The 12,520-nt window shown below is 69.8% G+C and carries 15 protein-coding genes; 5 read left to right on the forward strand and 10 right to left on the reverse strand.

The window, feature by feature from the left end:
- Nucleotides 1-51: 51 nt before the first annotated feature.
- The 7 genes from C1I89_RS07345 to C1I89_RS07375 all read right to left on the reverse strand — a co-directional run bounded on the left by C1I89_RS07345 (nt 52) and on the right by C1I89_RS07375 (nt 5,570).
- Nucleotides 52-945: a cation diffusion facilitator family transporter gene (locus tag C1I89_RS07345; RefSeq protein ID WP_102772131.1), complete on the reverse strand. Its 894-nt coding sequence runs from the start codon at nt 943-945 to the stop codon at nt 52-54.
- 13 nt (nt 946-958) lie between these two features.
- Entirely contained in the window at nt 959-1,246 is a 288-nt protein-coding gene (locus C1I89_RS07350; protein ID WP_102772132.1) for a double zinc ribbon domain-containing protein, read from the reverse strand.
- A 140-nt stretch (nt 1,247-1,386) separates the two neighbouring features.
- Entirely contained in the window at nt 1,387-2,373 is a 987-nt protein-coding gene (locus tag C1I89_RS07355; RefSeq protein WP_102772133.1) for a Bug family tripartite tricarboxylate transporter substrate binding protein, read from the reverse strand.
- Nucleotides 2,374-2,445: 72 nt separating this feature from the next.
- Complete coding sequence (locus C1I89_RS07360; protein WP_102772134.1) at nt 2,446-3,144, reverse strand: AroM family protein; 699 nt, start codon at nt 3,142-3,144, stop codon at nt 2,446-2,448.
- Nucleotides 3,141-4,070, reverse strand: a complete 930-nt coding sequence (locus C1I89_RS07365) for a DUF1177 domain-containing protein (RefSeq protein WP_102772135.1) — start codon at nt 4,068-4,070, stop codon at nt 3,141-3,143. The genes C1I89_RS07360 and C1I89_RS07365 overlap by 4 nt, the downstream gene beginning before the upstream one ends.
- The gene (gene pepE, locus C1I89_RS07370) at nt 4,067-4,771 is read right to left on the reverse strand and encodes a dipeptidase PepE (protein WP_102772136.1); all 705 of its coding nucleotides are present in this window, start codon (nt 4,769-4,771) and stop codon (nt 4,067-4,069) included. The genes C1I89_RS07365 and pepE overlap by 4 nt, the downstream gene beginning before the upstream one ends.
- A 31-nt stretch (nt 4,772-4,802) precedes the next feature.
- Nucleotides 4,803-5,570, reverse strand: coding sequence for an IclR family transcriptional regulator (locus C1I89_RS07375; protein ID WP_102772137.1), 768 nt, complete (start codon nt 5,568-5,570; stop codon nt 4,803-4,805).
- A 359-nt stretch (nt 5,571-5,929) separates the two neighbouring features.
- Between C1I89_RS07375 and C1I89_RS07385 the strand changes: the two genes are divergently transcribed.
- A complete protein-coding gene (locus C1I89_RS07385) occupies nt 5,930-6,085 on the forward strand; it encodes a PIN domain-containing protein (RefSeq protein WP_440130623.1) in 156 nt (51 codons plus the stop codon).
- A 91-nt stretch (nt 6,086-6,176) separates the two neighbouring features.
- Here C1I89_RS07385 and C1I89_RS07390 read toward each other — a convergent pair whose 3' ends face one another.
- Nucleotides 6,177-7,217 carry a metal-dependent hydrolase gene (locus tag C1I89_RS07390; RefSeq protein WP_102772139.1) on the reverse strand — a complete coding sequence of 347 codons (1,041 nt, stop codon included), beginning with the start codon at nt 7,215-7,217 and terminating at the stop codon, nt 6,177-6,179.
- A gap of 113 nt (nt 7,218-7,330) precedes the next feature.
- On the opposite strand from C1I89_RS07390, the gene C1I89_RS07395 reads away from it, so the two are divergent.
- The 3 genes from C1I89_RS07395 to C1I89_RS07405 all read left to right on the forward strand — a co-directional run bounded on the left by C1I89_RS07395 (nt 7,331) and on the right by C1I89_RS07405 (nt 9,188).
- Nucleotides 7,331-7,969: a DedA family protein gene (locus C1I89_RS07395; RefSeq protein WP_102772140.1), complete on the forward strand. Its 639-nt coding sequence runs from the start codon at nt 7,331-7,333 to the stop codon at nt 7,967-7,969.
- Nucleotides 7,970-7,982: 13 nt separating this feature from the next.
- A complete protein-coding gene (locus tag C1I89_RS07400; RefSeq protein WP_102772141.1) occupies nt 7,983-8,447 on the forward strand; it encodes a hypothetical protein in 465 nt (154 codons plus the stop codon).
- Between the two features lie 90 nt (nt 8,448-8,537).
- The gene (locus tag C1I89_RS07405) at nt 8,538-9,188 is read left to right on the forward strand and encodes a dUTPase (RefSeq protein WP_102772142.1); all 651 of its coding nucleotides are present in this window, start codon (nt 8,538-8,540) and stop codon (nt 9,186-9,188) included.
- Here C1I89_RS07405 and C1I89_RS07410 read toward each other — a convergent pair.
- Nucleotides 9,185-10,135 (reverse strand): LysR family transcriptional regulator, encoded by a 951-nt coding sequence (locus C1I89_RS07410; RefSeq protein ID WP_102772143.1) that lies wholly within the window; start codon nt 10,133-10,135, stop codon nt 9,185-9,187. The genes C1I89_RS07405 and C1I89_RS07410 overlap by 4 nt on opposite strands.
- A 116-nt stretch (nt 10,136-10,251) precedes the next feature.
- Between C1I89_RS07410 and C1I89_RS07415 the strand changes: the two genes are divergently transcribed.
- Nucleotides 10,252-11,361: a maleylacetate reductase gene (locus C1I89_RS07415; protein WP_102772144.1), complete on the forward strand. Its 1,110-nt coding sequence runs from the start codon at nt 10,252-10,254 to the stop codon at nt 11,359-11,361.
- On the opposite strand, the gene C1I89_RS07420 is transcribed toward C1I89_RS07415, so the two are convergent.
- Nucleotides 11,358-12,470 carry an NADH:flavin oxidoreductase/NADH oxidase gene (locus C1I89_RS07420; RefSeq protein ID WP_102772145.1) on the reverse strand — a complete coding sequence of 371 codons (1,113 nt, stop codon included), beginning with the start codon at nt 12,468-12,470 and terminating at the stop codon, nt 11,358-11,360. The two genes, C1I89_RS07415 and C1I89_RS07420, sit on opposite strands and share 4 nt — an antisense overlap.
- Between the last annotated feature and the right edge of the window lie 50 nt (nt 12,471-12,520).

The raw sequence follows: 12,520 nt of genomic DNA on the forward strand, positions 1-12,520 counted from the left end.
CAGGCGTCGCGGCCTGGCGTTTTTGTTTGCGCGCCCGCGCCGCGGCCGCGCTCAGTGTATGTGCTCCTGCGCCGAGCGGTCGTCACGCTCCATCTGCAGCGTCGTATGGTGCAGGTCGAAGTCCTGCTGCAGGCGGTCTTCGATGGCGCGGCGCACCGCCTCGCCGTCGGCCCCCGGCTCCAGCACCACATGGCCCGTCAGCATCGGATTGCTCTGCGTCACCGCCCACAGGTGGATGTCATGGATGGCGGCCACGCCGGCCGTGCCGGCGATGGCGTCGCGCACCGCCTGCAGGCTCATGCCCGGCGGCACGCCTTCGAGCAGGATGTTCACGCACTCGCGCAACAGCGTCCAGGTGCGCGGGAACACCATGAAGCCGATGCCCACCGCCAGCGCCGAATCCACCCAGCGCCAGCCCGTGAACCAGATCACCACGGCGCCGACGATCACGCCTATCGAGCCCAGCATGTCGGCCCACACTTCCAGGTAGGCGCCCTTCACGTTCAGGCTTTCGTCCTTCGCGCTTGCCAGCAGCCGCATCGCGATCAGGTTGACGATCAGGCCGACCACGGCGACGGCCAGCATCCCCACGGACTGGATATCCGACGGCGCCGACAGGCGCTGATAGGCCTCGTACAGGATGTAGAACGCGATGCCCAGCAGCACCAGCGCATTGACCGCCGCCGCCAGGATCTCGAAGCGGGCGTATCCGTAGGTGCGCATCAGGTCCGCCGCCTTGCGGCCCGCGCGTATCGCGACCAGCGCCAGCAGCAGGGCCATGGCGTCGGTCATCATGTGCATGGCGTCGGAAATCAGCGCCAGGCTGCCCGTCATGATCCCGCCGACGATTTCCACCAGCATGAAGGTGCTGGTCAGGCCCAGCGCGATCCAGAGGCGGGATTCGGGTAAGGTGCGCACGTCGCCGTGCTGATGGCTATCGCTCATTGGTGTCCGCGGATCAAGGCTGGTTCGACGGCGCGACGGCGGTGCCGCACTGCGCGCAGAAACCCGCTCCGGCAGCGATGGCCGCGCGGCACTGCGAGCAGGCCAGCGGCGCCAGCGAGACGCCGCATTGCGAACAATAGCGCCCGCCCGCGGCCTGGGAGGCGCCGCAACCGTTGCAGACGACGGCGGCGCCCTGCGGCGCGCCGCCATAGGCCCCGCCGCCGCGACGGTCATAGCCATGATGGCCGCCGTACCCGTGATGCCCGGCGCGCCCGCCCAGCAGATGTTTCAGTATGCCCATATCAGCCTCCGAGCCGCGATCGCGGCGTATTGCCAGGCATCATGACAAAGCCTGAAGCAGCTTCAGAGTCAAGGGCGGAGTGTGGCAACCGGCGGGCGCTCGGCCAGCGCGAACGCTGGCCGAGCGCTGGCGCCTCGCGTTCAATCGAGGCTGATGTTGGCGGCCTTCACGATGTCCGCCCACTGCTGGCGGTCCTTCTCCAGGAACTGGCCGAACTGCTCGGGCGTCATGCCCGTGACCGGCTCCGAACCCAGGCCGGCCATTTTCTCGACCAGGGCGGGTTGCTTGAGCACGTCCTGCAGCGCGGCGTAGTAGGCGGCCAGCACGTCGGCGGGCAGGCCGGCGGGCGCGAACACGCCCTGCCAGGTCGGCATGTCGAAGCCCTTCAGGCCCTGCTCGTCCAGCGTGGGCACGTTGGGCAGCTGCGGCGCGCGCTTGAGCGAGGCCACGCCGATGGCCTTGACCTTGCCTTGCGTGGCCAGCGGGGCCGCGGTGGAGATGTTGTCCATCGTCATCGCGATATGGCCGCCCAGCAGGTCGGTGATGACAGGCGCCGCGCCACGGTACGGCGCGTGCGGCACTTTCACGCCCAGCTTGTACAGCATGGTCTCGGCGATCAGGTGGTTGGAGATGCCCACGCCGGCGGTGCCGTAGGTGGCGGTCGGCGTCTTCTGGAAGTATTCCTTCAGCTCGGCCAGGTTGTTGGCCGGCACGTCCTTGTTCACGATGACCACGTTGGGCTGCACCGCGACCAGCGTGATCGGGGTGAAGTCAGTGGGCTTGTAGTTGGTGCCCTTGGGGTTGAGCACGTGGGTGATGGCCATGGAGCCGGCGGCGCCGATGCCGATGGCGTAGCCGTCGGCCGGCGACTGGCTCAGGCGGTACGCCATGATGTTGCCGCCGGCGCCGGCCAGGTTTTCGACCACGACAGGCTGGCCCAGGCGTTGCGACAGCGGGTCGGCCAGCAGGCGGGCCAGCGTATCGGCCGAGCCGCCCGGGGCGAAGCCCACCAGCAGGCGCACGGGTTTAGCGGGCTTCCAGGCGTCGGCGGCCAGCGCCGGCGTGGCGGCAAGCGCCGAAACGGCGAACAGCGCGCCGACGGCGCGGTTTAGGGTACGGCTGAACATAACGAAAAACTCCCTGCGATATTTGATTCACCGAAGGCCCGGCGCGCCAGGCCTTCGGGTAGAGATGGGGTGTCAGACACCCGGACCAAGGATTTGCGCCAGCGTCTGCGCGACGAGGCGGTTGGAGAGCAGGACCGGACGGCCGGACGCCTGGGCCACGGCCGCGCGCATGCGCTCGGCGTAACCCATGCAGTGCATGACGATCAGGTCACAGGAGGCCAGCTCGCGGCCGGCCTGCTCGAAATTTCGCGCCGCCTGCTGCGCGTCGGCCTCATAAGGCGAGGCGTGCGCCACCTGGACGTCGCAAGGCAGCGGCACGGCCATGTGGAAGGCGTCGACCTGCGCGGCCAGCGGCACCACCAGGCCCACCTTGCGGCAGTGCTGCGCCAGCGCCGCGACCAGGTGATCCACGACCTGCTGCGGCTCCACCACCAGCGTGCGCATCGGCGCGATGGCCGTGCCGGTGCACAGCGGCACCAGCACGTCGTAGCCGGCGGCGTCGGCCTGGCTCATGACCTGGGCCAGCCGGGCCTCGGCGGCGGCCGCGTCCAGCTCGATCTGCGAGCCGTCGCGCATGCGCGTGGCGAAGCGGTAGGCGCCCGGCTTGGGCGCCAGCGCGGCCAGCGCCGCCGCGTCCAGGCCGTCTAGCGCGCCGAACTCGTCGACCTGCACGTGCGCGCCCAGCAGCGGCGCGATTTCCGGCACCACGTCGCTGCGCGGCGACTGCCCGATGGTGAAGAACGCCACCCGCCGCCGCGGTTGCGCGCTCATGCCGCGTCTCCGGTTTCGCGGCCCACGGTCTGCAGGTGCGCCATGGAGCCGTAGCGCGATTGCAGCGCGGCCCATTCGGCCTCGTCGAAAAACGTCATGGCGCGCTGGCCGAAGAGCTTGGCGGTTTCGATGCAGAAGCGCATGGCGACGTCGGCGTCCACCGCGTTGGTCACGCCGGTGGCGCAGCCCGGCACCGTGGTCTGGGCGGTCAGCGCCACGCCCACCACGGGCGCGTCGGTGACGATGGTGGGCTGCATCAGCGAATTCACGTGCCACAGGCCGTTTTCGTAGGGCGTGATGTCCTGCGTGGTCAGCGGCAGCGTCACGGGCAGTTCGCCGCTGACCCAGCCCATCACGTCCAGCATCGTCTCGGGAATGCGCAGCAGATAGCCCTGTTTTGCCACCGGCGTCAGCGCCACGCCGCGCTTGTTGACGAGACGGTTGCCGCGCGTGGTGTCGACCGAGAGGATCGCGTCCATGCGCGGATCGACTTCATGCGACATCATCTCGCGCATCGGGAATGGCGAGCGCATCATCGGCACCGGATGATGCGGACGCGTGCCGGCGCGCGGGCAGATATGCGTGCGGATGCGCACCGTGCCGGGCAGCACGTCGCCCTCGCGGGCCATGGCCATCAGCTTGAAAGCCGCCGCGATCGCGACCACCGCGCCGTCGCTGTCGGACACCAGGCCCGTGACGGCCGGGCGCGCGCCGATGCCGCCCAGGCGGCCCACGATGCCCAGCTGCGGCGCCGTCTCGTCGGCGCCCGGGATGACGATGGAAAGGAATTCGGTGGCGGCGCCGTCGCGCTCGAGCCGGGTCACCTCGACTTCGCAGTCGCCGGCCTCGCGCAGCCGCTGCGCCACCGACTCGCCGGTGACGCGGGCGGACGACAGCAGCTCGATCGTGTCGATGACTTGCTTCATGCCTGGACCTCCACCGGACCCGGGCGGAATACGCGCGGTTCCTGCTGGCCGAGGAACAGCGGCGCCTCGTGCGGGCCGATCAGGGTCATCTCGCCGCCGCTCACCCGCAGCCCGGAGCCTTCCGGCAGGCCCAGCACCGGCATCGCCGGGTTCAGGGTGCAGAACTCGGCCAGGCGCTGCGCGCGGGTCTCGCCGCGGTGGCCCGGCGGATGGGCGTTGGTGTAGTGCGGATTGATCTGGAACGGCAGCAGGCCCAGCGCGTCGAAGCCCTGCGGGTCGGTGATGGGCATGTCGTTGGTGGTGCAGATGGTCGGGCAGCTCAGGTTGGACCCGGCGCTCCAGCCCAGATAGGCCGCGCCCTGGCGGACCCGGCGCGCCACCACGCCCAGCAGGCCCTGGCGGCGCAGCTGGCCCAGCAGATTGAACGTGTTACCGCCGCCCACGATGATCACGGCGGCGCCTTCCAGCGCGGCCACCGGATCTTCGGCGCGGTGCAGGCCCTGGATGTCCAGGCCGGTGTCGGCCAGCGCCGAGACCACCAGCGCGGTGTAGTCGTCCCAGTTGCGGGTCACGCCCGCGAACGGCACGAACACGGCCGGCGCGCCCGGCGGCAGCGCCGCGATCAGTTCGCGGATGGCGGGCAGCGCATGCACCAGATAGCCGGCGTCGCTGCTGGAATTGCTGAGTAGCAGGAGGTTCATGAAAGCGATTTCCGTAAGGAAGTTTGGAGATTCAGGCGAGCCAATAGGGATCGTTCAGTTCGCGGCCCAGCGCCCCCACCTGCTCGAGCACGGTCTGGCGCAACCGCGCGACGCGCTCGGCGTCGACCTGGAAAGACACGAAGGACAGGCACAGGCCGCGCAGCTCGCCGGTGGCGGGATCGCGCAGCGCCGCGGCCACCGCGCCGATACCGGGCATGGCCTGGTCGATGGCGACGCCGCAGCGGTCGGCGCGGACCTGCGCCACCAGGCCGGCCAGTTCGCCCACGGTGGCGGGACAATCGCGTCCCTCCATGGGCAGCGGCTGGCCGGGGTCGGCGCCGTACAGCGCCTGGAACTCGGCATCGCTCAGGCGCGACAGCAGCGCCCGGCCCATGGCGGTGCCCGAGGCCGCGCGGCGCGAGCCGGGCGAAGACAGCACCTGCACCGGGTGCGAGCCGTTCAGGCGCTGCAGCACCACGGTCTCGCGCTGGTTCAGGGTGGACAGATAGGCGGTCAGCCCGCTTTCGTCGGACAGGCGCGCCAGCACGGCGCGGCAGGCGTCATCGAGCGGCGTGGCCGCCATGCCGGCGCGCACCGCCTGGGCCAGCAAGGCCCCTGCGCGGTAGCGGCGCGTGGCGGGGTCCTGGTCCAGCAGGCCGTAATGCTGCATCTGGTTGAGCAGGCGCGAAGCCGTGCTCTTGGGCAGCGCAAGGCGCGCCGCCACATCGGTGAAGCTCAATTCCGTCGCGCCGTCCGCATACAGCGACAAGACGCGCTGGACTCCGTCGAGAATGCTCATATTAGTTCCGAATTATGGAACTCAAGTTCCTAATAGACGAACAAGAATAAAACACAGGGTGGATGGCGGTCAATACGAAGTGCAATGGGCGGGGTTTCCGGCAGACTGCAGAGACACAAAGGCGGCCCCGCCCTGTGGCCCATGCGAAAAGGACGAACCATGACCATCCCGCCCCCTTCTTCCAAGTCTCGTGACGCGAGGCCGTTCCGCAATGATCGAGCTCTGCCCACACCCATTCCCGCAGCCGGCCCGGGAAATATCGTGACCTTGCTGGCCGAATGGAGAAACGAAGAACCGTTAGGACCCGCGGACCAGTTCCCCGATCTCGAAGACATGCCGATCGGGCGGCAAAACCCGCGATGAGCGCCTATCTGCTGGACACCAATATCATCAGCGTCCTGCTGCGCGAGCCCGATGGCCGGGCCGCGCGCCGTGTCGAGCGGGTCGGCCATCGCCGGGTCTGCACCAGCATCGTCGTCGCGGCCGAACTGCGCTACGGTTGCGCCAACTGGTGACCGGCAACACCCGGGAATTCGAGCGTATTCGCGGACTGGTCATAGAAAACTGGCTGGCTTGAAATCGGCGTGGCGCTGCGGCGCCCCTTCCCTACCGCTCCGCCATCTCCGCCCACTGCGCCAGCGGCAGCGGCGGTTGTTCGTGCAGGATGCGCGCCAGCACCAGTTTCAATTCGGCCCAGCCGCCGCGCGCGGTGGGCCAGCTCGACGGAGTGACCGGCGTCCAGCCACCGTCGGCGGCGCGCTGCGCCATCTTGAAGCGGAAGGTGTAGTGGCCCGCCACGCCCATGCGCAGGTCGGTGACGACCAGGGCGTCGCCGATGGCGTCGTAGCGCAGCCAGTCGTCGGTGAACCAGCGCAGCCGCTGGTGCAGCGGCACGCCGGCCAGGGCCTGGCCGAGGTCCAGGTTCAGCGGCTGGCGCAGCCATTCCGGCGGGTCGCGGTCGAACAGGCTGCTGACGGACTCGTAATAGTGGCCGTCGGCGGTCTTGGCGATGACGCGCCATACCAGGGTGTTGAATGGCATGTTGACCGCGCGCAGGTCGGTGACGGCGATGCCCCGGGCCTGCATCGCTTCGCGCACGCGGTGCTCGGCGGCCATGCGGCCGGCCAGGCCGAAGCCCAGGTAGGCGGTGCTGAACACCAGGGCGGCGGCCAGCAGGCGGCGCGCGCCGCGGGTCATGCCGCAGGCTATCGCCACCAGCACGCCGGCGGCCAGCGGCACGGTGTAGATGGGGTCGATGATGAAAACGGCGGACCAGCTTTCCGGTATGCGCGCCAGCGGCCAGAAGAGCTGGGTGCCGTAGACGGTGAACGCGTCCAGCACGGGGTGCGTGACCAGCACCAGCCACAAGGTGAGGAACAGCCGCCGCCCGCTGTAGGGCGCCTGCGGCCAGTATTTGCGGATCAGCCAGGCGAGCAAGGCGGCCAGGCCGGTCAGGACGAAGACCGAATGCGAGAAGCCGCGATGGTAGGTCATGAGCGAGACCGGGTCGGGGTAGCTCATCAGCACGTCCAGGTCCGGCACGGTGGCCAGGGCCGCGCCGTAGATCAGCGCCCGGCGTCCCTGGAAGCGTCCCATCAGCGCGCCCTGTATTCCGGCGCCCAGCACCGCTTGCGTAACCGAATCCATAATTCCCTGACTGTAGACTTCAACCGTACGGACTAGGCGCGTCCGCTCTTGCAGGCGTTAAGATACCCGATTGCATTCAGCTTATTTTCAAGTTTGCCTTTGTGAGCCTATACGTGGACCAATACATCGACCAGATCGCCGCGTTCATCGAGACCAACCAGGCATGGGCGGGTCCGATCACTTTCCTGCTGACGCTGGGCGAGTCCCTGGTGCTGGTGGGCCTCTTCATCCCGGCCACCGCGCTGATGCTGCTGACCGGCGGGCTGATCGGCGCGGGTACGCTGAGCCCGTGGATCGTGCTGGCCTGGGGCATCGCCGGGGCCATCGTGGGCGATGCGCTGTCTTACTGGCTGGGCCGCTGGGCCGGGCCGAACGTGCTGCGCCGCTGGCCGCTGAAGCAGCAGCGCTCCGGCGTCGCGCGCGCCCGCCTGTTTTTCTACCGCTACGGTTTCGCTTCGGTGCTGGTCGGCCGCTTCCTGGGCCCGATCCGTTCCACCATTCCCACGGTGGCCGGGGTGATGGGCATGGCCCACGGCCGCTTCCAGCTGGCCAATGTCATTTCCGCCGCGCTGTGGCTGCCGCTGATGCTGGCGCCGGGCTACATCACGGCGCGCAGCCTGGGCACGGCGGACAACGCGCAGCAGATCGCCATGATGATAGGCGCCGGCCTGTCGGTGCTGCTGGGCGGCGGCCTGCTGGTGGCCATGCTGCGCAAACGCCGCGTGCCGGCTCGCCAGCGCCGCGGCAACTGAACCGGAGAGCTCCATGGCCATCGATGGCGAGCCGAAAGACGGCGATTTCGTGCGCTATATCGAAAACCTGACGCGCGCCGGCGGCGCCGCGCGCGGCAGGGTCGAGGCCGAGCGCGTCGACGCCGGCCAGTTGTCCGACCCCTTCCCCACGCCCGCGCGCAAGCCCGCGGCGGCCGCCCCCGCCGGCCAGGAAGACCCCGCCGCGGACTCGCTGGCGCGGCGCGCGCGCCAGCGCAAGATCGGCATCATCCTGACCATAGGCGGCGTGCTGGCCGGCTGGGCGGCGGCGCGCATCGTGTTCCAGGTGCTGCGCAGCCCGCAGTTCGACCTGGACGAGCTGATGCCCGCGGCCTTCCTGGTTTTCTTCGCGGTGATGCTGTTCAAGGCCGCCGCCGGCGCGCGCAATCCGCGCCGGCCGCCGCTGGCCAAGCTGCCGCCCTTGAAGACCTCCGCGTACCGCAAGGACGGTAGCGCGTGAGGCCGGGACGCGGCGGCAATGGTGCTAACATTTCCGCCGCTGTCCAACAGACCCCACGAACCCGGAGTGAAAGTGAATAACGTAGTCGGATTGAACCAGGCCCAGGCGGCCACGATGCTCAAGTTGCAGGACCACTTGAACAGCATGATCAATCCGGACTGGGTCAACGGCGGCGCCCGTTTCCTGCGGGCCGCCTTCGTCGAATCGGCCGAGGCGCTGGAGCACTACGGCTGGAAATGGTGGAAGAAGCAGACCATCGACCTGCCCCAGGTGCAGATGGAACTGGTGGACATCCTGCACTTCTATCTGTCGCACACCATCGTCGCGGCCGGCGGCAGCGCCGGGCAGGCCGCCGACGCGCTGGTGGCCGATCTGGCCGGACCGGCCTCGGTGTCGCTGGACGGCAAGGCCTACGCGCTGGACACGCTGAACGTGCCCGAGCTGCTCGAACTGATCGGCGGCCTGGCGGTGTGCGGGCGCGCCAGCTTCAAGGTGCTGGAGCAGGCCATGACGGCCTGCGAAATGAGCTGGAACGACGCCTACACGCAGTACGTTTCCAAGAACGTGCTGAACATCTTCCGCCAGCGCCACGGCTACAAGGAAGGCACCTACGTCAAGATCTGGAACGGCGAAGAAGACAACGTCGTGCTGGCGCGGCTGATGTCGGCGCTGGACCCGGCCCAGGCCGATTTCGCCGAACAGCTGCAGGCCCGGCTGGAACAGGCTTACGCCGCTCTCTAGGCGCTGCGGGCCACGGGCCCCGCCACCGAATCGATCGCGACGTCCCACACCGACGGCGAACCCACCTGCTGGCGCAGCGCTTCAGTGAAGGCGCGTATCCTGGCGTTGGCGCGCGGCATGGCCCGCAACAGATAAATGCCGCTGTCCGGCGCCGGCACGGCGTCCCGCAGCGCCAGCTGCACCAGGCGGCCGGCGCCGATGTCCGGGCCGGCCGACCAGTTCGGCATGAGCGCGATGCCCAGGCCTTCCAGCGCGGCCTGGCGCCGCGCGTCGCAATCGTCGCATTCGAGCACGAAGCGGGCGTCCTGCGCCCACAGCCCGCCGCCCACCTCGCGCCAGCCGCGCACGCTGGTGCTGTGGCGCCGGTCGATCAGGCGGTGGCGCGCCAGGTCCGCCAGCGTGCGCGGCACGCCGTGCCGCTCCAGATAGGACGGCGCCGCGCAGATCAGGTAGCGGTGGCTGCCGATGCGCTGCCCGATCAGGCTGCTGTCGGGCTGCTGCCCCACCCTGACCACCACGTCCATGCGCTCGACCACCGGGTCCACCACCCGCTCGGTCAGCTCCAGTTCCACGCGCAATTGCGGATGGCGCAGGCCCAGGCGCGGCAGCATGGGCACCACGTAGCGCCGCGCGAAAGCAGGCAGGCAGCTCACGCGCAGCTGGCCCTGGACGCTCTGTTCCAGCGAAATGACCTCGGAACGGGCCTCCGTCATGTCGTGCAGGATCTTCACGGCGCGCTCGTAGAGCACTTCGCCGGCCTCGGTCAGGGCCAGGGCGCGGGTGGAGCGCAGGAACAGCGGCACCTGCAGTTCGGACTCCAGCGCCCCGATCTGGCGCGCCACGGACGAGGCCACCATGCCGCGGCGGCGCGCCACCTCGGAGAAGCTCTGCGCGCGCGCGACGTCGACGAAGATCGACAGGTTTTCGGCGAATTTGACGGCTTTCATTTGTGCATATGGCGCAAAAGGCTTTGGCGTGTGGCGCGTGCTTTCCTGCTGGCGCTGGCACTTACGATAGCGTGCATGGCCGCAGTTTGGCAATTTGCACAAAAATAGGAACCGCAATGACCGACACCGCTTACCCGAACGCCGTCTCGCCGTTCGTCTACACCAGCCGCGCGCAGCGCGTGGTCTTCGGCCCGGGCAGCCTGGAAGGTCTGGCGGCCGAGCTCGACGCGCTGGGCCTGCGGCGGGCGCTGGTGCTGTGCACCGCGCCGCAGCGCGCCCAGGCCGAGCGCGTGGCCGCGCTGCTCGGCGCCGACCGCGTCGCCGGCATATTCGACCAGGCGGCGATGCACGTGCCCATCGAGGTCGCGCGCCAGGCGCGCCAGGCGGCGCGCGAGCATGGCGCGGATTGCGCCGTGGCGGTGGGCGGCGGCTCCACCATCGGACTGGGCAAGGCCATCGCGCTGGAGGCCGGCCTGCCCGTGATCGCGGTGCCCACCACTTACGCCGGTTCCGAGATGACGCCGATCTACGGCATCACCGAAGCCGGCCTGAAAAAGACCGGCAAGGACGAGCGCGTGCTGCCGCGCAGCGTGGTCTACGACCCGGAACTGAGCATGTCGCTGCCGGCGGCGATGAGCGCGACCAGCGGCATGAACGCCATCGCCCACGCCGCCGAAGGGCTGTACTCGGCCGACGGCAATCCCATCATGGACCTGATGGCGCAGGAAGGCATCCGGGCGCTGGCCCGGGCGCTGCCCGTCATCTGCGGCGGCGCGGCCGGCCAGGCCCTGCAGGCGGCGCGCGGCGACGCGCTGTACGGCGCCTGGCTTTGCGGGACCGTGCTGGGCAGTGTGGGCATGGCCCTGCACCACAAGCTCTGCCATACGCTGGGCGGCAGCTTCAACCTGCCGCACGCCGAGGTGCATACCGTGGTGCTGCCGCATGCGCTGGCCTACAACGCGCCGGCCGCGCCGCAGGCGATGCAGCGCATCGCCGCCGCGCTGGGCGCGTCCGACGCCGCGCAGGGCGTGTACGACCTGGCCCGCTCGCTGGGCGCGCCCACGGCGCTGCGCGAGATCGGCATGCGCGAGCAGGACCTGGACCAGGCCTGCGACATCGCGCTGCGCACGCCCTATCCCAACCCGCGTCCGCTGGAACGCGCGGCCTTGCGCGCCTTGCTGCAGGACGCCTACGAAGGCCGCCGGCCCGGCGCGGCCGGCCGCTAGCGCGCGCCGAAGCGGGTTTCGCCGAACAGCGCTTTCTGGTCGCGCGGCTGCGAGCGCCAGTACTGGTGCGGCGCGGCGACCTGGCCGCCGAGCTGCGCGGCGGCATGCCAGGGCCAGCGCGGGTCATACAGCATGCCGCGCGCCAGCGCGACCATGTCGGCCTGGCCCTGCGCCAGGATGTCCTCGGCCTGCTGCGCCTCGGTAATCATGCCGACGGCGATGGTGGGCATGCCCACCTGGCGCTTGATCTGCTCGGCGAACGGCACCTGGTAGTTCGGCCCGACCGGAATTTTCTGCTGCGGCGACACGCCCCCGGAAGACACATCGATGAACTCGCAGCCGCGCGCCTTGAGCTGCTGCGCGAAGGCCAGGGTCTGCTCCAGGTCCCAGCCCCCTTCGACCCAGTCCGTGGCCGAGACGCGCACGCCCAGCGCCACATTGCGCGGCGTGATTTCGCGCACCGCCTGGAACACCTCCAGCGGGAAGCGCATGCGGTTCTCCAGTGAGCCGCCGTAGGCGTCGTCGCGACGGTTGGCCAGCGGCGACAGGAACTGGTGCAGCAGGTAGCCGTGCGCCGCATGCAGCTCGATCGCGTCCAGCCCCAGGCGCAGCGCGCGGCGGGCGCTGTCGACGAAGGCCTCGCGCACGCGCGCCAGGCCAGCCTGGTCCAGGACCCGGGGCGCCGGCTCGGCCGCGCCGTGCGGCAGGGCCGAAGGCGCCCAGGGCTGCCAGCCGCCCGCCTCGGGCGCGACCAACTGGCCGCCGTTCCAGGGCGCCTCGCTGGAGGCCTTGCGGCCCGCGTGGCCGAGCTGTATGCCGAGCCTGATCGGCGAATGGCGCCGTACGGCGGCCACCACGCGGCCCAGCGCGGCCTCGGTGTCGTCGGACCACAGGCCGAGATCGCCCGGCGAGATGCGGCCCTCCGGCTCGACCGCCGTGGCTTCGATGAACATCAGCCCGGCGCCGGACAGCGCCAGGTGGCCCAGGTGGATCATGTGCCAGTCGACGGCCCGGCCCTGTTCTGCCGAGTATTGGCACATGGGCGCGATGACGATGCGGTTGGCCAGTTCCAGGTTGCCGATGGCGGCGGGGCTGAAAAGCAGGGACATGCGAGGAACCTCCGTGTCAGGGGATACCACAGCATACCGCCTGCGCCGCA

The sequence above is a fragment of the Achromobacter pulmonis genome, from assembly GCF_002885955.2.
In the GTDB taxonomy this organism is placed as follows: Bacteria; Pseudomonadota; Gammaproteobacteria; order Burkholderiales; family Burkholderiaceae_B; genus Achromobacter; species Achromobacter pulmonis_A.